19 protein-coding genes are annotated in these 23,098 nt (G+C 41.7%); 10 read left to right on the forward strand and 9 right to left on the reverse strand.

The genetic code is table 11. From position 1 onward, the window contains the following. Positions 1-151: 151 nt before the first annotated feature. The 10 genes from MLE17_RS12825 to MLE17_RS12870 all read left to right on the forward strand — a co-directional run bounded on the left by MLE17_RS12825 (position 152) and on the right by MLE17_RS12870 (position 11,611). Positions 152-1,033, forward strand: coding sequence for a DUF3298 and DUF4163 domain-containing protein (locus MLE17_RS12825; protein WP_243349106.1), 882 nt, complete (start codon positions 152-154; stop codon positions 1,031-1,033). A gap of 4 nt (positions 1,034-1,037) precedes the next feature. Continuing rightward, the gene (gene rsmG, locus MLE17_RS12830) at positions 1,038-1,658 is read left to right on the forward strand and encodes a 16S rRNA (guanine(527)-N(7))-methyltransferase RsmG (RefSeq protein ID WP_243349107.1); all 621 of its coding nucleotides are present in this window, start codon (positions 1,038-1,040) and stop codon (positions 1,656-1,658) included. Positions 1,659-1,797: 139 nt separating this feature from the next. Continuing rightward, positions 1,798-2,445, forward strand: a complete 648-nt coding sequence (locus MLE17_RS12835; protein ID WP_243349108.1) for an MBL fold metallo-hydrolase — start codon at positions 1,798-1,800, stop codon at positions 2,443-2,445. A 122-nt stretch (positions 2,446-2,567) separates the two neighbouring features. After that, positions 2,568-5,435, forward strand: a complete 2,868-nt coding sequence (gene gcvP, locus MLE17_RS12840; RefSeq protein ID WP_243349109.1) for an aminomethyl-transferring glycine dehydrogenase — start codon at positions 2,568-2,570, stop codon at positions 5,433-5,435. Between the two features lie 174 nt (positions 5,436-5,609). Further along, entirely contained in the window at positions 5,610-6,653 is a 1,044-nt protein-coding gene (gene lpxD / locus MLE17_RS12845; protein WP_243349110.1) for a UDP-3-O-(3-hydroxymyristoyl)glucosamine N-acyltransferase, read from the forward strand. A gap of 78 nt (positions 6,654-6,731) precedes the next feature. Next, positions 6,732-8,117, forward strand: a complete 1,386-nt coding sequence (locus MLE17_RS12850; protein ID WP_243349111.1) for a bifunctional UDP-3-O-[3-hydroxymyristoyl] N-acetylglucosamine deacetylase/3-hydroxyacyl-ACP dehydratase — start codon at positions 6,732-6,734, stop codon at positions 8,115-8,117. A gap of 16 nt (positions 8,118-8,133) precedes the next feature. Continuing rightward, positions 8,134-8,916: an acyl-ACP--UDP-N-acetylglucosamine O-acyltransferase gene (gene lpxA, locus MLE17_RS12855; protein WP_243349112.1), complete on the forward strand. Its 783-nt coding sequence runs from the start codon at positions 8,134-8,136 to the stop codon at positions 8,914-8,916. A 201-nt stretch (positions 8,917-9,117) separates the two neighbouring features. After that, entirely contained in the window at positions 9,118-9,672 is a 555-nt protein-coding gene (locus MLE17_RS12860) for a plasmid pRiA4b ORF-3 family protein (protein ID WP_243349138.1), read from the forward strand. Positions 9,673-9,689: 17 nt separating this feature from the next. Beyond that, the gene (gene miaA / locus MLE17_RS12865) at positions 9,690-10,589 is read left to right on the forward strand and encodes a tRNA (adenosine(37)-N6)-dimethylallyltransferase MiaA (protein ID WP_243349113.1); all 900 of its coding nucleotides are present in this window, start codon (positions 9,690-9,692) and stop codon (positions 10,587-10,589) included. A 47-nt stretch (positions 10,590-10,636) separates the two neighbouring features. Then, on the forward strand, positions 10,637-11,611 hold the full coding sequence (locus tag MLE17_RS12870) for a M23 family metallopeptidase (protein WP_243349114.1): 975 nt from the start codon (positions 10,637-10,639) through the stop codon (positions 11,609-11,611). 84 nt (positions 11,612-11,695) lie between these two features. Here the strand turns inward: MLE17_RS12870 and rnr are convergent, their stop codons facing one another. The 9 genes from rnr to MLE17_RS12915 form a co-directional block, all read right to left on the reverse strand. After that, positions 11,696-13,855 (reverse strand): ribonuclease R, encoded by a 2,160-nt coding sequence (gene rnr / locus MLE17_RS12875; RefSeq protein ID WP_243349115.1) that lies wholly within the window; start codon positions 13,853-13,855, stop codon positions 11,696-11,698. A 232-nt stretch (positions 13,856-14,087) separates the two neighbouring features. Beyond that, positions 14,088-15,245 carry a molecular chaperone DnaJ gene (gene dnaJ / locus MLE17_RS12880; protein ID WP_243349116.1) on the reverse strand — a complete coding sequence of 386 codons (1,158 nt, stop codon included), beginning with the start codon at positions 15,243-15,245 and terminating at the stop codon, positions 14,088-14,090. Positions 15,246-15,248: 3 nt separating this feature from the next. Beyond that, positions 15,249-15,845, reverse strand: a complete 597-nt coding sequence (locus tag MLE17_RS12885; protein ID WP_243349117.1) for a nucleotide exchange factor GrpE — start codon at positions 15,843-15,845, stop codon at positions 15,249-15,251. A gap of 150 nt (positions 15,846-15,995) precedes the next feature. Then, positions 15,996-17,249 (reverse strand): ABC transporter permease, encoded by a 1,254-nt coding sequence (locus MLE17_RS12890; protein WP_243349139.1) that lies wholly within the window; start codon positions 17,247-17,249, stop codon positions 15,996-15,998. Next, complete coding sequence (locus tag MLE17_RS12895) at positions 17,246-17,902, reverse strand: ABC transporter ATP-binding protein (protein ID WP_243349118.1); 657 nt, start codon at positions 17,900-17,902, stop codon at positions 17,246-17,248. Before MLE17_RS12895 ends, MLE17_RS12890 begins: the two co-directional genes overlap by 4 nt. Before the next feature lie 55 nt (positions 17,903-17,957). Continuing rightward, the gene (locus MLE17_RS12900; RefSeq protein WP_243349119.1) at positions 17,958-18,794 is read right to left on the reverse strand and encodes a histidinol-phosphatase; all 837 of its coding nucleotides are present in this window, start codon (positions 18,792-18,794) and stop codon (positions 17,958-17,960) included. 75 nt (positions 18,795-18,869) lie between these two features. Next, positions 18,870-20,339: a DUF3943 domain-containing protein gene (locus tag MLE17_RS12905; protein WP_243349120.1), complete on the reverse strand. Its 1,470-nt coding sequence runs from the start codon at positions 20,337-20,339 to the stop codon at positions 18,870-18,872. Positions 20,340-20,350: 11 nt separating this feature from the next. Then, positions 20,351-21,499 carry an LA_2272 family surface repeat-containing protein gene (locus tag MLE17_RS12910; protein ID WP_243349121.1) on the reverse strand — a complete coding sequence of 383 codons (1,149 nt, stop codon included), beginning with the start codon at positions 21,497-21,499 and terminating at the stop codon, positions 20,351-20,353. A gap of 154 nt (positions 21,500-21,653) precedes the next feature. Continuing rightward, a complete protein-coding gene (locus tag MLE17_RS12915) occupies positions 21,654-23,063 on the reverse strand; it encodes a transglycosylase SLT domain-containing protein (RefSeq protein ID WP_243349122.1) in 1,410 nt (469 codons plus the stop codon). Between the last annotated feature and the right edge of the window lie 35 nt (positions 23,064-23,098).

Below are 23,098 nucleotides of genomic sequence, written 5' to 3' on the forward strand. Positions count from 1 at the left end.
TTTTTATAACCTCGCGCATCCATACCGCATTTTCTCCGCCTTCTATTTTAAAGGAAAATAAATATTCCATCGTCTAAACCTCTAAAACAATGAAAATGCGTACATTTGTACCATGCAATTTACGTTCGTTCGAACAAAAAACATTCCCAATATGAGCTTCAACAAATACATCCAATTGGCGCTGGCATTTGTATTCGGCATCTTTTTCATCTCTTGCAACAAAGCCAAAACATCTGAATTACAGGAAAACAGCATCCAATTTGACTCGCTCGTTATCCAAAAAGAGAAGCACTTGTTCAATGACACATCAAAGGCCAATGCTAACATAGAGCTCAAACTGGTCGTTCCTAAGCCTAATACTTCAAAAAACATCCTCTCTGAAATTGAAAAGAATTTCAAGGTTACACTGTTTGGAACGGTGGATTTTTCGAAAAGCATGAAGGATCTTGCAAACGGATATGTCGAGAACTACTTCAAAGAATATAAAGCTCTCGAAGCAATCTATCTTAAAGATCAGGAAGCATACAAGCAAAAACAAGGCAGCCAGGAAGAGGACATTTACGAACCTATGGAATCCTCCTACGACTACCAGCACAGCACCGAGCTTGAACTTAAATTCAACAAAGCCAACCTTTTAAGCTACGTCATCCACCGCTACGACTACACAGGTGGCGCTCACGGCATGAATACTGACTCCTGTTATACCATTGTACTCAACAATGGTAAATTACTAAAACAGGAAGATCTGTTTGATGAAGATGCGATGGATCAAGTCGCAGCTTTGATCGTCAAACACATCGCCAAAGACAACAAAGTAACACAAGCTGAAGAACTTGAAGAATTAGGATATTTCAGCGTAAAAGAAATATACCCCAATGGCAATCTGTACGTTACAGACAAAGGGATTACCTGGTCCTACAATCCGTATGACATCGCAGCATATGCTTTGGGGACTATTACAGCAACAATCCCCTTTGCAGAATTAAAGCCATTACTCAAACCCAATCACCCACTAACAGCCTTTGTAAAATAAGACAATGGAGATTATCGAAAAATATTTCCCTAATCTGACGGAAAAGCAACGTCAGCAGTTCTCTGAACTTTTCCCTCTTTATACAGACTGGAACAGTAAAATCAATCTGATTTCCCGAAAAGATATCCAAAACCTTTACCCCCACCATATTTTACATTCACTGGGGATAGCCAAGCTGATTAACTTCAAGCCGGGCAGCGAAGTCATGGATGTGGGCACAGGTGGTGGTTTCCCCGGAATTCCGCTTGCCATTCTATTTCCGGAAGTAACTTTTCACCTTGTGGACCGTATCGGTAAAAAAGTAATGGTGGCCAATGAAGTTGCCAAAGCCATCGGGCTGGAAAATGTCACTGTTCGCCACTGCGGAGTCGAAGAGGAAAAACGGCAGTTTGACTTTGTAGTTAGCCGCGCCGTAATGCCTTTGGCCGATTTGGTAAAACTCGTGACGAAAAATATCAAGAAAAAACAAATCAACAGCCTTCCGAATGGACTCATTTGCCTGAAAGGTGGAGAATTACAACACGAAATCCTACCTTTCAGAAACAAAACGATGACTGTTGATTTGAAAGACTACTTTAAAGAAGAATTTTTCCATACCAAGAAAATCGTGTACGTTCCGTTATAATCCGGAATTACAGATAAGAAAGTTATGAAACCACAGGTTGCAACAAAAAGATTGATTATTTTTGTGAACCTGTGGTTTCTTTTTTGAGCCACTAAAAGCAATCCGGAATTCAACGCCAATTACAAATTAGACATAATATATGAAACTCAGAACCTTCGTTTTCAATCCGGTAGAAGAAAACACCTATTTGCTATACGACGATACCAAAGAGTGTGTCATCATTGACCCGGGCTGTTACAGTCCTGCCGAACAAGCTCAACTCAAAGAGTTTATTCAGGAAAAGGAACTTACCGTAAAACACATACTCAATACGCACCTCCATTTCGACCACTGCTTCGGAATCAACTTCGTCTCGAAGACTTATAACGTAGGACTCCAGGCCCATAAAGGAGACGAAGAATTTCTGCACCGCCTGCCCGAACAGGCAGCCCGGTTTGGATTCCATGTCAACGAGGAGAATCCGACTATAAGCCAATATATCAATGAGGGCGATGAAATTAGTTTCGGAGAACAAACGCTGAGGGCGATTCATGTACCGGGACATTCTCCGGGAAGTATTGTTTTTTATTCCGAAGAATATGGATGCCTTTTCGTGGGCGACGTATTATTCCAGCAGAGTATCGGCCGCACCGACCTGCCTGGCGGAGATTACGACACTCTTATCAATGGAATCAAGGCGAAACTTTACACTTTACCCGATGAAACCAAGGTTTTCCCGGGACATGGACCTGACACTACCATTGGATTCGAAAAACGGAATAACTTCTACGTAAAAGGCAATATATAAAAGGCTTTTTACATTCTCTCCTTAATCTAAAAACACACCTATGAAACCGGCACAATGAGCTACTGCCCCATCTTTGCCGGTTCCATGCGTAATATTAACTTCATTATAAATCACGCATGCGCATGAAAACACCTCAATTTGCCGATCGCCACATTGGCATTCAAACCGAAGACCTTGGAGTAATGCTGTCCTCTATCGGCGTGGACAATCTGAAAACGTTGATCGACCAGACAATTCCTTCAGACATTCGTCTCTCCAAAGAATTGCATCTCCCCCAGGCCTTGAGCGAACATGAATACGCTCATCACATCCATGAATTAGCCTCGAAAAATAAAATATTTACCAACTTTATCGGACAAGGCTGGTATGGAACTGTAACACCGGCACCAATACTACGAAACGTATTTGAAAATCCGGTATGGTACACCTCCTATACGCCTTACCAAGCGGAAATATCACAAGGACGTTTGGAAGCTCTGCTCAACTTCCAGACGATGGTTATGGATCTGACAGCAATGGAACTTGCAAACAGCTCCTTGCTGGATGATGCGACAGCCGCTGCCGAAGCCGCCTGGATGATGTATGGATTACGTAGTCGTGAGCAACAGAAAAGCAATGCAAATATCCTACTGGTCGATGAAGTAATATTTCCACATATTCAGGTTGTACTTCACACCCGTACGACGCTTCAGGGTATCGAATTAAAGATTGGAAAACGGAATAATTTCATTTTCGACGAAAAGGTCTTTGGTGTAATTATTCAATACCCGGATAATATTGGTGAAATCGAGGATTATTCTTCATTGGTTGAAAAAGCTCATGCTGTAGGAGCAAAAGTAGCCGTTGCCGCCGATCTCCTAAGCCTTGCACTACTTACCCCTCCCGGGAAATGGGGTGCTGACATCGCTTTTGGCAGCTCACAACGGTTTGGTATCCCCATGTACTTCGGCGGACCATCAGCAGCCTATTTCGCCACTAAAGATGAATATAAACGCAGCGTACCGGGCAGAATCATTGGCATTTCCAAAGATGTGAATGGTAAACCCGCTCTACGTATGGCTTTGCAAACCCGCGAGCAACACATCAAACGGGAAAAAGCAACGTCAAATATATGTACTGCCCAGGCACTATTAGCGACTATGGCCGGATTTTATGCCGTCTATCATGGTTCGGAAGGCATCCGAAATATAGCTTCACGTGTACATACCTTGGCCGGCATTCTTTCACAGCATCTCAAAAAATGGGGCTACATCCAACGAAACAAACAGTTTTTCGACACCTTAACCGTCGAATTGCCCTATAACGAACAAATAGGCTCCATTCGCCAGGCCGCTTTGGCTAAAAACATAAACCTGCACTATCCCGATACAAACCGGATAAGTATTAGTCTGGATGAAACAACCGGATTAAAGGAGCTCAATAACCTGTTGGAGATATTTGCGAAAGCATCAGGACAAAAAGCAGAGCCAATAGATAATATCCACGTACAAATCTATTTTGAAAAAAAACTTCTTCGGGAAGACAAAATATTGACTCAGGAAGTATTCAATCGCTATCATACTGAAACCGAACTGATGCGATATATCAAAAAACTGGAACGGAGGGATATTTCATTGGCACACTCTATGATTTCGTTAGGCTCCTGTACAATGAAATTGAATGCAGCTTCAGAGCTTTTGCCGCTAAGTCGCCCCGAATTTCAGAATATACATCCGCTCGCTCCGGCAAGCCAGACAGAAGGTTATAACGAATTAATTCGAAATCTCTCCGACTACCTCTGTGAAATTACCGGACTACCCGGCATAAGCCTTCAACCGAATTCGGGTGCAGCCGGAGAATACACCGGACTTCGCATTATTCACGAATATCATCAGGCCACAGGTAAAGGAGATCGGAATATCGTCCTTATTCCCGCCTCTGCACACGGCACTAATCCAGCCAGTGCCGCTCAGGCAGGATTTGAAGTGGTAGTGGTAAAATGCTCCGAAAACGGAGATGTCGATATGAATGACCTTCGGCAAAAAGCAGAGGAGCACAAGGATAACCTGGCGGCATTTATGATTACCTACCCATCCACCCACGGTATATTTGAATCTCAAATCAAAGAGATGTGTCGTCTTATCCATGAATTTGGCGGACAGGTCTATATGGATGGTGCAAATATGAACGCACAGGTCGGCTATACCAATCCGGGAATCATTGGTGCTGATGCCTGTCACCTCAACCTGCATAAGACATTCGCTATTCCACACGGTGGCGGAGGGCCTGGTGTTGGTCCGATTTGCGTTGCCTCGCATCTGAAGCCATTCCTGCCCATTACGACCCAAAATCGGACTAACAGCTATCAAAGCGGGTTAGCCGTAGCCTCTGCCCCCTTTGGTAGCGCAGGAGTACTGCCGATTACTTACGGCTATATAAGAATGATGGGGACAGATGGGTTAAAACAAGCTACAGCAATAGCGATCCTGAGTGCTAATTACCTGGCCAAACGTTTAAGCAACACTTACGGTATTCTTTATAAAGGGAATAATGGCCGCGTAGGACACGAACTCATATTAGAATGTCGCAACATAAAAGCAGAAACCGGAATTACAGAAACCGATATCGCGAAACGACTGATTGATTATGGATTCCACGCCCCCACCCTCTCATTCCCGGTCCCCGGCACTCTGATGATTGAGCCGACTGAAAGCGAAAGTCTTTCGGAACTAAACCGGTTTACGGAGGCAATGCTAAATATTTATGAGGAGATAAAAGAAGCCAGTTCAAATGAATTGATGAAAAGCGATAATGTACTGATCAACGCACCTCACCCGGAATACGCCGTCACTTCGGACGAATGGACACATCCGTATAGCCGTCAAAAGGCAGCTTATCCATTAGAGTGGATCAGAGAAAATAAGTTCTGGGCGAATGTAGCCAGAATAGATAACGCATATGGAGATCGTAATCTGGTTTGCTCCTGCGACAGCCTGATAGCAGACAAATAAATGCTTGAAAAATACATGCTATTGAAACCGAAGACTCACCTCTTCGGTTTTTTAGTATTCCTCTAAAAGGTCATTTTTACGACTGGTTATGTCGGCTAATTCAAAAAAAAAGGCGTTCTTTGCAAGTTAATTTTCATTTTGACACAAAATTGTAATTCAACAAAAGGAAAAGCAATGGTATTTACAGCTCAACAAATTGCTGATTTTTTAAAAGGAGAAGTAGTTGGCAATCCGGATGTTCAGGTATCCGATTTTGCAAAAATCGAAGAAGGAAAAGCCGGCACTCTCACGTTCCTGGCCAATCCCAAATACGAAGAGTACATTTACACCACACAAGCGGATATTGTACTGGTTAATAGCGATTTCACTCCATCTTCAGAAATCACTGCAACTTTAATCAAAGTACCCAACGCATATGCAGCTTTAGCGCAGTTATTGCAATTGGCAGAACAGGCTAAAGGACGAAAAAGCGGCATTGAACCAATGACTCAAATTGCAGAATCTGCCCAATTGGGAGACTCTGTATATGTCGGCTCATTTACCTACATCAGTAATAATGCTGTAATTGGGAATAACGCACAGATATACCCTCAGGCATTCATTGGGGAGAATGTGACCATCGGTGAAAATACCATTTTATACCCCGGAGTAAAAATCTATGCCGGATGTAAAATCGGCAGCAACTGTATTCTACACGCAGGCGCTGTAGTGGGTTCTGATGGTTTCGGTTTTGCCCCGGAGGGAGAATCTTACAAAAAAATACCACAACTCGGCAATGTCATCATTGAGGACAATGTTGAAATCGGTGCAAATACTACGATAGATTGTGCAACGATGGGATCAACCGTTATCCGAAAAGGAGTTAAACTTGACAATCTTATTCAGATAGCACATAATGTTGAAATCGGTGCAAACACAGTGATGGCATCACAGTGCGGCATCGCAGGTTCTACCAAAATCGGCAAAAACTGTATGTTTGGAGGACAGGTTGGCATCGGTGGCCATATAACTATTGGAGATAAAACTCAAATCGGAGCTCAATCCGGAATTGGCAATAACACTCCTGGCGGACAGGTATTACTCGGCACTCCGGCTCAGAATGCCAGAGACTGCGCTCGAAGCTATGCAGTTGTCCGCAATCTGCCGGAACTGCAAAAAACAGTTACCTCATTGAAAAAGGAAATCGAACTGCTTAAAAGTGAAGCTACTACAAAATAAATTCACTTTTCCCATTTAATCAAGCAGCGAAACCACACATAATTGCATTTACTAATAACGAAAAAATAACTTAACCCGATGTCAAATCAAAAAACGTTAAAACAAAGCTTTTCCGTTTCCGGCAAAGGCTTGCACACCGGACTTGAAATTACGGTTACATTCACCCCTGCACCAACGAATCATGGATATAAAATCCAACGAATTGACCTGGAAGACCAACCCGTTATTGATGCGGTCGCTGAAAATGTCATCGACACACAACGTGGAACCGTAATCGGTAAAAATGACGTAAAGATTAGCACCATCGAACATGCACTGGCAGCTCTCTACTCTTTTGAGATTGACAACTGTCTGATGCTGGTAAACGCTCCTGAATTTCCTATTCTTGACGGAAGCTCAATTCGCTATGTAGAGGAAATACTGAAAGCAGAAATCGAAGAACAGGACGAACCTAAAGATTACTACATTGTAAGAAATAAAACTGAGATTAAAGACGAAACAACCGGATCATCTATCCTTTTGCTTCCTGATGATAAATTCAGTGTAAACGCATTGGTTTCTTACAATTCTTCAATCCTGTCCAATCAGTTCGCTGTACTGAACGATTTGAGTGAATTCCCTGCTCAAATTGCAGCCTCCCGCACATTTGTCTTTGTTAAAGAAATCGAACCTCTCCTCAATAATAATTTGATTAAAGGCGGTGACCTTGACAACGCAATCGTTATCTACGACGAGGTAAAAAGCCAGGACGAATTAGACAAACTAGCAGACCTGATGGGCGTTGCACACAAACCAGCAGCTCAACTGGGCTACCTAAACAACAAACCGTTAGTATTCGACAATGAACCCGCACGTCACAAACTGCTCGATGTAATCGGCGACCTAGCCCTGATTGGCAAACCAATAAAAGGTAGGGTAATTGCGACTAAACCCGGTCATAAGATTAACAATCAGTTTGCCCGCCAGATCCGAAAAGAGATTAAGCGCATGGAAGTTCCGACACCGATTTATTGTCCGGATAAAGCACCTGTATTAGATGTAAACCGCATCAAACAACTGCTTCCTCACCGTTGGCCATTCCTTATGGTGGACAAAGTAATCGAAATTGGCAAAAACCATATTATTGGAGTAAAAAATATAACTGTAAACGAGACTTTTTTCTGCGGTCACTTCCCTGATGAACCTGTTATGCCAGGAGTTTTACAGGTAGAAGCAATGGCTCAGATCGGCGGGTTGCTTGTATTAAATTCAATTGATGATCCATCAAGCTACTCAACATACTTCATGAAGATTGACAATGTCAAATTCCGTCAGAAAGTTGTTCCAGGTGACACATTGTTGTTCCGTCTTGACATGATCTCCCCTATCCGTAGAGGCTGTGCCAATATGAAAGGATATGCCTTTGTCGGAGAAAAAATCGTTTCGGAAGCCGAATTCATGGCTCAAATCATAAAAAACAAATAAACCACAAACCCGATTTATGAGACAACCACTTGCCTATATCCATCCGGACGCACAAATTGCTCCGAACGTGGTGATCGAACCATTCGTTACAATCGACAAAAATGTTGTAATCGAAGAAGGTACACGTATTGGTTCAAACGTAACGATTTTTGAAGGCGCAAGAATCGGTAAAAACTGTAATATTTTCCCGGGTGCAGTTATTTCCGGAGTTCCCCAGGATTTGAAATTCCATGGTGAAAATTCTGTTGCTATCATAGGTGACAATACTACTATCCGTGAATGTGTTACCATTAATAGAGGTACTGCCTCTAAAAGTAAAACAGTAGTAGGGAGCAACTGCCTGATTATGGCCTATTGCCACGTTGCGCATGACAGTATTTTAGGAAATAATGTCATCATGTCAAATGCCGTGCAGGTAGCAGGAGAAGTACAGATCGATGATTTTGCCATTATCGGTGGAGGTTCTCTGATTCACCAGTTTTGTCATATTGGCTCTCATGTTATGATTCAGGGAGGCTCTCACATCAATAAAGATGTTCCTCCTTTCGTTAAAGCAGGCCGTAACCCGCTTTCTTATGCAGGTATCAACTCAATCGGTCTTCGCCGCAGAGGGTTCAGCAACGAGATTATCCGCGACATCCAGGAGATCTATCGCTTTCTTTACCTTTCAGGACTGAATAACACCGACGCTATCGAGAGAATCGAAGCTGAACTTCCAGCATCCAAGGAAAGGGACGATATCATTTTGTTCGTACGCAATTCTCAAAGAGGTATTATTAAGGGCTACTCCGGTCTTTAACACCTACCTTATTTACAATCAAAACATTAGAATCAATATTAGCAATGTTGATTCTAATCAAATTATTAACAAAGCGCGTCTGCAAAACAAACAAAGCATATTAAGTGTTTAATATCTCAAAGCGACTGAACATTTCCTGTTTTTCTCGCCTGAGAATTGCTTTTATGTATTATGTTTGCATTCGTATCTAGTACACTTAATATGGTTTATAAGTTTTTGATCCTATCTGACGAAGTTGATAATTTTGCAAGAGAGATAACGATTGATTCAGAAAACACCTTTTTAGATTTACATAATGCCATTCTGGATTCTGTAAATTACACAAAAGATGAGATGGCATCGTTTTTCTTGTGTGATGAAGATTGGGAAAAAGGCACCGAAATCACTCTCATGGAAATGGATTCAGATCCTGAGTTTGACAGTTGGGTGATGAAAGACACCAAACTTAGTGATCTTCTGGAGGATGAAAAGCAAAAACTGCTATATATTTTCGACTACTTAACTGATCGGGCTTTCTTCCTGGAATTACGGGAAATCGTACCGGGAGAAGATTTAGATCAGCCTGTTTGCAGCAAATCCAAAGGAGATGCCCCCAAACAAAAAGTTGAATTTGAGTCCTTTGAAAAAGAAAACACAAGATTAGAAACCGGTGAATCATTCTATGGAGAAGACTCTTTTGAGTTAGACGAATTAGATGAAGAAGGTTTCGATATTAATGACGGAACTTCCGGTAACTCCCTTGAAGACAATCTTTGACCATAGCCTTTAGCTGAATGGCAAAAACCCTGATTGTCCTTTTAGGTCCCACTGGAGTCGGAAAAACTGAATTAAGCCTACGAATTGCACAGCGATTTAAAGCCGAAATCATTTCTTCCGACTCTCGTCAGTTATACAAAGAAATGCTCATCGGCACTGCCGCTCCAACACCAGCTCAACTTAACCGTGTTAAACACCATTTTGTTGGAGAATTAGCCTTAACCGACTACTACAGTGCCGCACAATTTGAAAATGACGTCATTCATTTTCTTGAAGACTATTACCAGGAACACGACATTGCCTTGATGACAGGTGGCTCAATGATGTACATTGATGCTGTATGTAAAGGTATTGACGATCTTCCGACTATCGACGAAACACTTCGGAAAGAAATTATCCGACTCTACGAAACCGAAGGCTTAGAGCCAATCAAGAAGCAATTAAGAGAGCTCGACCCAGTATATTATAACCAGGTGGATCTAATGAATCCTAAACGCGTAATTCACGCTCTAGAGATATGTCTGATGACTGGGAAGCCCTACTCTTCATTGCGTACAAACACAAAAAAGAAAAGACCGTTTAACATCATTAAAATCGGCCTTACCCGCGACCGCGAAGAACTATATGAGCGCATCAATATGCGGGTTGACGAAATGATGAAAGACGGGCTACTCAGAGAAGCTGAAAAACTATATCCTTTCAAAGGTTACAATTCACTTAACACCGTAGGATATAAAGAGTTATTCAGTTATATTGAAGGAGAGCTGAGACTCGAAGAGGCCATTGAAAAAATAAAGAGAAACACACGCGTTTATTCCCGAAAACAAATGACCTGGTTCAAGCGTGATCCGGAGATCGTTTGGTTTCATCCAGAAGATGAAATTGAAATAGAAGAATTTATTGATAGAAACCTTTAACCCTAAAATAACCCCTTTAACCCTAAAACCTTTATCAAAAACCCTTAATGTTCAGAAAAACCCTTCTTTTCTTCTTCTTTTTAGGAGTGAAAAGCTCGCTTTTTGCGGGCGGTTCTGGCGTAAAAGTACAGGCTAAAATGAATTACAAAAAGAAAGCCATGGAAATTACGTGTTTTAGTGAAAAAAATTACCCTTGTACTGTTGAGCTCAGTCTTGACGAACTGGACAATTTTGACCAGAAGTACAAAAAAGGTGATGTGCTCCATGTGGTTGTCGCCAAAGGACAAGACGCATTCCTGTCATTGAAGACTAAATCAGATGCTACTCCCCGGATTAGTATTACATCAGACTTTATCAAAGGAAATCTGATGTCAAAACCTGATTTAGGTTATACTTATTTACTGCCTGTTTCTAATGGGAAAACAGCCCAGGTAAAATCATTGAAATACAACGGAAAAACTTCTGATTGTGATTTGGATCCGAAAAGTTGGTTCGGGCTTTCATTTAAAACACGTCCGGGAGATACCATTTATGCATCGCGTAGAGGAATAGTAACCGGATTAAAAGCCAATAGCGCATCAACTGAATCTAAAATGCTCCATTCATTTCAGGAGAACTTCGTAGAAATCTGTCATGCCGACGGATCATTTGCCACTTATCGATTATTTCAGAATAACGGAATATTCGTAAACGAAGGGGAAATGGTGGAAGCCGGACAACCTATCGGTATCATCGGTGGCGAAAATTATGTGGAAGGAAGCCATTTATGCTTTACGATTTCACATCCAATGGCAGAACAGATTTCAGATGGAGATCAAACCAAAACAAAGTATTTCAGAGAGTATATCCAAGCGAAATTCTGTACGAAAGAAAACCCTTCCGCGCAGTTAGCAGAAAATAGTTCTTATACAGCTGTTAAAACGATGGATTTGATTACCCGGGAAATGACAAAATCAGAGAAAAAGGCATTCACAGAAAACGTTTCTAAAGCGAAATCGTTTGGTTTGCTAACCTTACGTTAATTATTTAAGAGATCAAAAAAATACAGCGTAAATTCCAAATTCAAATTGGCATTTACGCTGTTCTTTTTTATTATAATGCTGGGATTATGATAGCAACATGAAGTCTAGTTGCTTTTTCTCCAGATTAGCACGGGCTACCTGAATTGTCACAGGATCACCCAGACGATATATACGCTTGTTACGACGTCCTAGCAGACAATAATTCTTGCTGTCAAATTCATAGTAGTCATCATCCAAATCACGGATAGGAACCATTCCCTCACACTTATTTACATTGATCTCTACGTAAATACCCCATTCAGTCACACCGGAAATAACACCATCAAAAGTCTGACCTAGCTTATCGCTGAGGTACTCCACTTGTTTGTACTTGATAGAGGCCCGCTCCGCACTTGCCGCTAATTGTTCCATATCTGAACAATGTTTGCACATCTCTTCGTATTTTTCCTGTGGCACGTTACGTCCAGCTGATAAATAACGTTCTAAAAGGCGATGAACCATCATATCGGGATAACGGCGGATCGGTGAAGTAAAATGGGTATAATAAGGAAATGCCAATCCATAGTGACCAATATTTTCGGTGGAATAAACCGCTTTAGCCATAGCACGGATGGCAATAGTTTCGATCATATCTTCTTCATTTGTCCCTTGTACTTGATCCAGCAGTTTATTGATTGATTTTGAGACATCGGTTTGAAGCCCCTCCGTTTTTAGTTTGTAGCCAAATCGATGAACAAATTCAGCAAAGTTGGCCATCTTCTCAGGATCAGGAAGATCATGCACGCGGTAAACAAACGTTTTTGCCTTCTTACCTTTGGGCACTTTGCCAATCAATTCTGCTACGGTACGATTCGCCAGTAGCATAAACTCTTCAATCAGATGGTTAGCCTCTTTTGACATTTTGAAATAGACATCAATGGGTTTACCTTTTTCATCTATATCAAATTTCACCTCAAAACGGTCGAAGTTAATTGCCCCGGCTGTAAAGCGTTTTTCCCGTAACCGCTTTGCCAACTTATTCAAAGTTAGAATCTCTTCCTGATAATCCCCTTTACCGGTCTCAATGATTTCCTGAGCCTCCTCATAAGTAAAGCGGCGATCAGAGTTTATAACCGTACGGCATACCCGTGAAGTTTTCACCTCGGCATGCTCGTCTAGCTCAAATATTGCAGAAAAAGCGAGCTTTTCTTCATTTGGACGAAGGGAACACAATCCGTTAGATAAACGTTCCGGCAACATCGGAACAACTCGGTCAACCAGATAGATGGAAGTCGCACGGTTGTATCCCTCTTTATCCAGAATAGATCCGGGTAGTACATAATGCGTCACATCTGCAATATGAACACCTACCTCATACAATCCATTCGGCAATTTACGGAAAGAAAGTGCATCATCGAAGTCCTTGGCATCTTTCGGGTCAATAGTAAATGTGGTAACTCCACGAAAATCTTCCCGTTTTGCAATTTCCTCTTCGGTTATATCTGTTGGAATTTTTTCCGCAGCTTTATCGACCTGTTCGGGATATTTGTATGGCAAGCCGAATTCAGCCAGGATAGCATGAATCTCCGTGTCATTCTCACCAGCAAATCCAAGAATATCTACCACTTCTCCGATTGGATTCTTAGCTCTTTGTGGCCATTCAATAATACGAACAACTGCTTTCTGGCCGGATTCTCCTCCTTTTAGTTTTTCGATCGGGATGAATATGTCATTGGCCAGAACTTTATTATCTACAATCAGAAATGCAAAGGTCTTTTGGACTTCAAGAACACCGACAAATACCTGCGGCACGCTTTCGAGGATATTTACCACCTCTCCTTCGGGGCCAAAACCTTTCTTCTTGGCGAAAAGCATCACCTCCACTTTATCGCCATTCATTGCGCGACTGGCGTTGCGTTCGGCTACAAAGATAGGTTCACCGCCATCTTCAGTAATAACCTGATTCTTACCATTACTTTTACGTTGAAAAGTACCGATGACTATTTTCCCACGGCTGATGAAGCGAAATTTCCCAGTAACGACCTCTTTCAGGACATCATCCTGCGCCAAATCGTAGAGAATATCCACGATCATCTCTTTTTGTGGATGAGTTTTTGCGCCGACAGCATGCGCCACCTGTTTATAGTTGAATGACCGTTGCGGGTCGAGACTCAAAAACTCAACGATGCGACGGATCATTTCGACTTTCTTGATTCGCTTTGAACCTGCTCCGTCTGGCTTTTCTTTCTTACTTTTCTTCGCCATTTTCTTTTCTTTTTACGTAATCACAAAGTAAGGTATAAATTTCCAATATCAATTCAATAGAATCACTATTCAAATCAACATTATTCTTTTTGATTAAAGTTTAAATGGATTGGGTTACCGTCATGAGATGCTTATGAAGACAAAATAAAGAATTATGTATTCTCCAATGCAGAAAAAAACCTGATAAGGAAATGCCTTACCAGGTTTGATATTGATTTATTTTTCTCTTGGCTTAGTCAAACAAGTGCTTGAATTTACGGAAGAAGCTCTCTTTTTTCTCTGTTGAAGGTTCGAAGTTGGAAGATTCTTCCAGCTTCTCCATTATTTTCTTCTCCTCGCTACTCAATGCTTCGGGAACATAGACACTGATGTTAACCAGAAGGTCTCCGGTTCCGTAGCGGTTTACACTTGGCAAACCTTTGCCTCTTAGGCGGAGTACTTTGCCCGGTTGAGTTCCCGGATCGATCTTTACTTTTACCTTGCCATCTACAGTTGGGACTTCCACGCTTCCGCCCAATACGGCAGTTGGGAAGCTTAAGAGCAGATTGTAGATGAGGTCGTTTTCATCGCGGGTCAATTCAGGATGCTCTTCTTCTTCTACCAAAATCAACAGATCTCCGTTTATGCCTCCCCGACGGGCTGCATTACCTTTGCCACTCATGGATAGCTGCATGCCTTCAGCCACACCGGCTGGGATGTTGATGCTAATTACCTCTTCGTCGCGAACCACACCTTCTCCACTACATTCTGTACATTTCTTTGTGATGATTTTACCATCCCCGTTACAGGTCGGACAGGTGGTTGTAGTCTGCATTCTACCCAGGATAGTGTTTTGAATGCGGTTTACCTGACCAGCTCCGTTACAGGTGGTACAGGTAGAGTAGCTGCTTGAATCTTCAGCACCGGTTCCATTACAGTGTTTACAGGAAACGTATTTCTTTACCTTGATTTTTTTCTCAACGCCGATTGCAATTTCTTTCAGGTTCAGTTTCACTTTTACGCGAAGGTCGCTACCACGGTTTACAGTACGGCCACCGCCGCCTCCAAAACCACCGAATCCGCCGAATCCTCCACCAAAATGACCACCAAAGATGTCACCGAAGTGAGAGAAGATGTCATCCATTGACATGCCCTGTCCGCCAAATCCACCTCCGGCAGCACCACCAACACCCTGATGGCCGAAACGGTCATAACGGGCACGCTTATCCTGGTCACTCAGTACTTCGTAAGCTTCGGCCGCTTCCTTGAAATGTTCTTCAGCCTCTTTATTTCCCGGATTTTTATCAGGGTGAAACTGAATAGCTTTTTTACGGTAAGCTTTTTTGATCTCTTCCGGGGTAGCAGTCTTGGCGACTCCCAGTATTTCGTAATAATCTCTTTTTGCTGACATAACTTATTCTCCTACTACCACTTTTGCAAAACGGATCACTTTCTCATTCAGCAGATAACCCTTCTGCACACAGTCGACAATCTTACCTTTCAGTTCAGGGGTTGGAGCAGGTATGGTTGTTATCGCTTCGTGAAATTCTGTATTGAATTCGCTGTTTTCCGTTTCTATTGCGGTTACATTATTCTGTTTTAGGAATTCGCCAAATTTGTTGTAAATCAACTCAACGCCTTCTTTTACCGCATTAATATCCGAAGTGTTTTTAGTAGCGTTGATTGCACGCTCGAAGTCGTCGATCACCGGCAAGATTCGCAGAATAGTTGATTCTCCACCGTTTTTAATCAAATCAGCCTTTTCTTTCAGGGTACGTTTACGGTAATTGTCAAACTCTGCCATCAGGCGCAGGTGAGAATTGTTCAATTCGGCATACTTTGCCTTCAGCTCAGCCAATTCCACTGCCATTTTGTCCGATTCGGTAGCGGCTGCAATTTCATCCCCCTCTTCGGTCAGGGTCGATTCCTGAGATTCATCAAACGATTGAATCTCCTCATTATCAGTGTTTAGCTCTGGTTTTTGTACTAATTCTTCGTGTTCCTGAGTCATATTATTATGATGTTTATTATTTTCTAAAGGTAAAGTCAACAAAAAGCCTGCCAAAGTCATGTTCTATGGCAGGTCTGTTTAAAACCGTATTACCGACTAATATTCAACGGTTTTTATATTTATTGTTCGTGATTATCCAACGTAACTTTTTCATTCAAAATGAAGAGCCTCAATCGGTTTAATGCTGACCGCTTTTCTTGCAGGGAAATACCCGGCAATGACACCGGCAAATACAAGCAGAAGCGTAGCCAAAACAGCGATTTTGAGGTCAACCGTAGGATTGGCAAAAATGGTCATTTCCGCATCAGGTGGCGTATTTTGTGAAATGATATAGTTGGCGGCTTCTGTCAGCATTACTCCTGCTGCCATTCCCATATATCCGAAAACGCCAGTTATAAGTACCGACTCAAAGATAATCAAACGCAATATGGATGCCGGTGAAGCACCGATAGCCTTTCGGATACCGAATTCCTTTGTACGCTCTTTGACAGCAATCAACATAATGTTGCTGACACCAACCACTCCGGCTATCAGTGTTCCGATACCTATGATAAGAACAAACAGATTGATGGCGTTAAATATTCCCATTGTCTGTAGGTAACCCTGCAACTTATTCCAAATCCATAGCGCATTATTATCTGTAGGATCAAAAGAGTGAAGACGCCCCATCCGGTTACGCAACAGTTGTTCGTAGTCCTTGTTTTCCTGTTCGGTTTTGAGTCCGTTGATGGTAAAAACAATATTACTGTACCCTTTAGCTCCGAAGTTATAAACGCTTTTCGCCGTAGTGAAAGGTATGATAGCATCATTTCCCTCTTCAGCCCGTCTGGTGGTATAAACACCAATCACCTGATAGGCCACATTTCCGGCATTGACATATTGTCCGATAGGATCTTGGTCTTTGAAGAGGACATCCCGCATTTTCTTTGAAATAATAATAACCTTCCGGCTGGTTCGGATGTCCATTTCGTTGATAAACCGACCCAGCCCGGGCATGATTTTAATAAATTCGACAGCCTGGAAATTATTGTTTACCCCTTTTATCGTGTATGAACCGTATTCTTTTCCGTGGGAAAGAGTTATTCCGTTTATATATATGGTAGCTGAGACCTTGTCGGCATTCGGCATCTGGTTTTTCATCATAAAAACATCGTCATCATTGAACTTGACGCGACGTCCTTTTTGCAGACCTTCATAAGTCTTTGTCGTATTTCCCGGCCACAAGTAAATTGCATTAGTGGCTTCGCCTTCAAAGTTTTGCATAACGCCATTTTTCAGGCCGTTTCCTGCTCCGAGCAATACAATGAGCATAAATATCCCCCAAGCGACTGAAAAGCCGGTCAGAAAGGTGCGCATCATATTGGCGCGAAGGGTACTGATGATTTCCTGCCAAAGATCCATTATCCGATTACTCCGTCTTTTAGGTGAATGATACGGTTTGTATGGGCAGAGACTTCTGCTTCATGTGTAACAATGATCATCGTCATGCCCTGCCTGTTTACTTCAGATAGGATTTTCATTACCTCAGATGAAGTAACGCTATCCAATGCTCCGGTAGGCTCATCGGCCAGAATAATCTGCGGATTGGAAATCAGGGCACGGGCAATTGCTACACGCTGCTTTTGACCACCAGAGAGTTGATTGGGAAGGTGAGTCGCCCAATCCTTCAGACCTAAACGGTCGAGGTATTCCATAGCGATGGAGTTTCGCTTTTTCCGGCTGATATTCTGGTAATAAAGCGGAAGGGCAACGTTTTCCATTGCATTCTTGAAAGATATCAGGTTAAATGACTGGAAGATGAAGCCGATCATCCGGTTACGGTATTCAGCTGCTTTCGATTCTGAAAGATTTTTGATTAGTTTCCCATTAAGAAAATAATCACCTGCATCATAGTTATCAAGAATGCCGAGAATATTAAGCAAGGTTGATTTTCCAGAACCCGAAGCTCCCATTATAGAGACAAAATCACCTTGTTCGATATTCAGATCAATTCCTTTTAAGACATGAAGAGGTGAACCGTTGATGTAAGTCTTATTGATATTTTCAAGTACAATCATGGTGGGAAGGTATTTGTATGACTTTTAGGATGTCACTACAAATATAGACGAAAGTTTAGAGTTTGTGTACTTCCCAGGCTCCTTTTTTCAATTCCATAGTATGTGTGAGTCCCAGAGACTTAAGTAATCCGACTGCCTCGGCTTTACCCTGGAGTACATGATGCGGATAATGGCTATCGCAATTGATGGTAACAGGAATATTCAGTTCAAGGATTCTGTTGAAATAACGCTGATTGGGAAAAGTCATTTGTTGCGAAAGCAAGGATTTGGTGTTTATCTCCAGAATCAGATTCTTTTTTTGAATCTCCAGAAGAAGTTTATCCATAAGTTCGTCAATGAGTGCCTGGTGATCATAAAATCCGGGAAACTTGCCTCCATTCATATAGATTTTATCCACGTGCCCCACTATGTGGAAGCCTCCGGTTTTTACCATTTTCATACTTTGAACCAAAAAAGACCGGATAACATCCTCTATACTTCCACGAAAAACCCGGTTTACAGCTTCCTCAAACTCGCTATATGGCCCGTCTATTCCCATCAACTCTCCTGTAACGGGATGAGAAATATAATGGATAGAGCTTATGAGATAATCGTAAGGCAGATTGGCAAAATAGTCAATCCCAGCGTGATGTTCTTCATTGAGGTAGTCGGTTTCCAGACCACAGTAAAGCTCAATCCGGTCACCATATTTTTCTTTTAACCGGGTGATTTCCTGAAAATATTCATTGACATCGTCATGCTTCATGGTCCAGAATGTTTCGAACGGCAGGGGTGCATGCGAAGTAAATCCATACGATTTAACGCCTTTGCTAATGGCGAATTTTACAAAATCTTCGGGATAACTGCGTCCGTCACAAAAGGTACAATGACTGTGGTAATTGCTCAGATACATGAAAAAAGTCGGTTTATAGGGGAAATGCACATTGCAAAATTAACCCTAAAAACCGACATATCAATCATATATCCATTAATGTTTGTAAACCAGGCTGGAATTGATTTCGAATGTATGGTAACTCACATTCGGATAAAAATCGTAATTAGAGTGACGAATAAGAGACATCTCTTCCAAATTGAATGAAAGATATTTGTTGATATAAAACTCCATTCTTGGATTGATAATAAGAAGATTGGTGAATCCATTATCTCCCTGGGAATTATATGTGTCATAATTAGGGCGAAGTTTCTCGTTCGGACTTTTGCCATCCCAAGTGTAAAGCTGTAAGAAATTCAACCCAAGATAGAACGTTCCAACATTTGAGAATTTAATTTGCGAATAAACCTTATTTCCAAACCCGCTTCCCATATTGTAATCCCTCTCGTTTACCACATAATGGTCAGTCAGATTTGCTCCCATCAGAATGGCATTGAAATGAATACCCATATCCATCGATATTGTTTTTAGGTCATTCTGGAAGTTGTAAAGTAATCCTGCCCCAAACGCAGCGGATGAAGATATCTTATATGGAACTTTATCGGAAGTCTTGAATAAAGAATCAGAGTTATAATAATCGAAGTGCTGGAAAATTCCATAAAGCATTTTATGGTTTTTATAAGGTCTGAAATTCTTTCCCCAAAGTAACCCCATTGCACTTAATCTACTAAGTCTAGGTTGGTTAGAAAATTGTTTAAAGGTGGCATTCAGCTGGAAATAATCAAATGGTTTGCAATCTTCAATTTCGAAGGGATCATTGTATTGAACCTGCACATCTATAATATTGCTGAACTTACCTTTAAACAGATGGGTTTGATCGGCATTGAAACTGGCTCCTACCCCACCCTGAAAGTGAAGTGGAAATGGTTTGTATGCCCTGTAATATTTCCGGGGACGACTATGAAACATATCACCGTTTATCATGCGGGTAATAGATTTGGTTGGAGCCAGAAAAAATCCGGCGACCTCCATTCCAACACGCGGAAGCCCCCGGGCCGATTCATCAACAATAGCACTTGATATACGATTTGTAACTTCACCAAAAAGCCCTCCAATAGAGGTAGAAAACAGGTCATTAATGGATGGGGGCTCTTTTTCCATACACATTTCCCACATTAAACTACCACCAATCGTATAAGGAATGCTCTGCCAGTAATTGAGTCCGTTAGCCCGGGCTGCATTATAATACAGACTGCCGTGGTAAGGGTGCATAAACTGGTTGGTTAAAAACATATCGTTATCCCAGGCAAATCCATGATGATAATTAACTCTGATTGATTTTAGATTAATATCTGACCATGGTGTTTTTTCGACAAAACGGTCAAACGACCACACTGCCATATTTGCACCGAAAACTGTAGCGGCAGCTTTCCAAGGATGTTTCTCCACGGTTGAGTCATTGAACCAGGTAACAACTTGTGACTTGGGTTGGGTTTGGGCTGAGATTTGGGAGGTATAAATCAAAACCGCTATTAAACAGAATATTTTAAAGTAATATTTTCTCATAGGTGATTCTTTTAGAAGAGAGCGACCCCGAATTCCAAGACAGGTTTCTTGCTGAAGACTTTTAATTCGCCATATTTGGAGGCCATAAGATATCCGCCACTTACGAATACTGATATCTTTTTCATTAGCTGATATTCCCCGGTTAAATGAGTCTGAAGGGAGTAAAGACTTTTAGGTGTCGCTGAACTTTGATCCTTGTCTTCCAGCGAAATATGAGAAAACCCCAAATCACCCAGAAGAGAAAATCTTTTTATGGGTAAAATCATTCCGGCACGATAGTTTACTTCCCCTGAAAAAGCATTTTTAGATAAATAAGACGGAAATCCGATTCCTATTTGGTTGAAAAAATATTTATCCTTGAATCGGGCTGCAAAATTACTGTAAGAACTATTTCCAGAGTACATCAACCACTGAATATGAGTAATCCGGGAAACATTTATCAGGCCTAATTTCACTTTAGCATCGTCGTAAGAATAATTTATGAGGCCAATCTGCACTCCTTTGAATCCACGACCAACAGAATTTATTAGCCCCAGCTGTACCCCACGAAAATTTCTGGCATAATTGCCAAATCCGATTTGGACTCCATCCAGGTTTTCCATAGTAACATTCATCATCCCGGAAAGCTGAACCCCTATTACACTGGAAGCCGCCACATTCATGGCCGGGCTAAGTTGCATTCCGTGCAAATGTCCGGCAACAAAGTTGTTGAAGAAACTGAACTGAAATCCCTTTAAGTGACCGATATCAAAATTACTTACGGCCGCCAGTTCAAATCCTTTTACATTATTGAAGTTGAGATTGATACCGCCAGAAACAGCTAGTCCGGTTTGTTCTCCGGACGTAAAATTACCAAGGCCGGCAATGGTCACGCCATTGACCTTACACTGATTTTCAGATATAAATCCAGTGAGGTTCAGTCCACTAAAACAACCTTTTAATTTACTGCCGAGCAGACTCAGATTAAATCCACGAACGTTGTGCTGTTGGGTTTGAGGTAAGCCAATATTGAGGAAGACTTTATTTTGAGGAGAATCGGGAAACAACGCGATTGGATGCCATAATGAAATATCTACCGGGATGATTTTCTCCTGATTTTGCGCAAACAGCTGTTTCCCTACCAGAACCAATACAACGATGATTAAAACTCTTTTTACCATAACCTTTTGAATATAGATTGGCAAAGTTATTTCAACCGCTTTATCCAAATTAGCTTTTCCCGATAAAACAGACTGATTTCGTGTTAAGCTTTGCGTGAATGAGGATAAAGCTTTTTAAGAAATAACAGGTTATAGTCTTTATTCGTTCAAACGATCATTTTCCAGCAGTCTTCTTTTTGTAGAATTCGAAAATATGCATGACTTTGGTAACATAGTTGCAAGTCTCTGTTCCGCGTGCATAACCGGATTTACAGACCGGATCATCGTAATATTCAGGATTACTTTTCAGCGCAAGGTAATGAGCGACATGACCTTCCCACACCAATGGATCTTTCCCGTATTTATTTGCCAGTGCCTGAGCATCTACGATATGGCTTACCCCCGAATTGTATGCTGCAAGGATAAACTTAATCCGGTCGGAACGTTTCTTTACCTTGGAAAATACCCGGTTCAGTGCATGGAAAACGGTAACAGCACCTTTCACATTCACTTCCGGATCGAAAGCCTTTCCTCCATATACACCAACGGAAGCAGCTGTTCGCGGCATAATCTGCATCAATCCTTTTGCACCGGCCCACGATACTTCATTGGGATCAAATTTAGATTCCACGAAAGCGACAGCTGCCAGCAGTTGCCAATCCCAGCCTATCTCTTTGGCATATTTACGAAATAGCAGATCATACGCCGAAATACGCCCTTTGGTAATTTTCGGGATAATCAGACTGGATGGGTTTTTACTCTGTTCGAAATAACGTTTGATGATGGCGCGGTAGTTATCGGAGTGAACATTCTCGGCAAACCACTTATTCAAGGCACTTTCCAAAGAGTTATTTTGCTTATCCACCATCCACGACAGACGCTGTGGAAAGCTGACTTTGAGGCTGATATCAATGTTTTCGTAATAGGTTTTATTCAGTCGGGCAATGTTATCGTCCGATACAGTGTATGGAATCTCCCCATTGGAAACCATACCGATCAGGTCTTCCGAGGTAACCGAGTCTTTATTGTTTACATGGATATGAATACCGCCACCAAGCTCCTGGTTAAGGTGAATCAGCCGTTGCAGATAACGTGAATTCCCCGTTACATATACATCCTTGCCGATGAGTTCGGTAACATCCTTCAAGGGTTTATGCTTGGATCCGGTAGGTTGTACAAGCACCTGGTTGGTAATAAATTGCCGTCCGCAATAACTTATGCTATCTTTCAATTGTTTGGAAATAGGCATATTATAGGCAACTACATCCCCTTTACCTTCACGCAGGAGCCGGATCAGTTGATTGGTATTTTCAGCAACAATGACCTCGGTTTGTACCCCCAATGATTCAGCAAATCCTGAAGCAAGTTCATATTCATATCCCATTTCCTGCCCACGGTAAATAAAATAAGAGGTGGAACTGTAAAGAGTCAGAATACGAAGTTTTCCCCGTTTCTTAATTTCGGACACGGTATAGAAACGTTTAAATGGAGTAGTCTCTTTCCTGAATTTTTGAACTGAGATTACCAGATAAATCGGTAAAACAATCATAATAAGCAGAAAAATAAAAGTCTGAACTTTTCTCATATAAAAGGGGTTGGGTAATGTAAATTGCCTGAAAC

It is taken from the genome of Parabacteroides sp. FAFU027, assembly GCF_022808675.1.
Taxonomy (GTDB): domain Bacteria; phylum Bacteroidota; class Bacteroidia; order Bacteroidales; family UBA7332; genus CAXXIC01.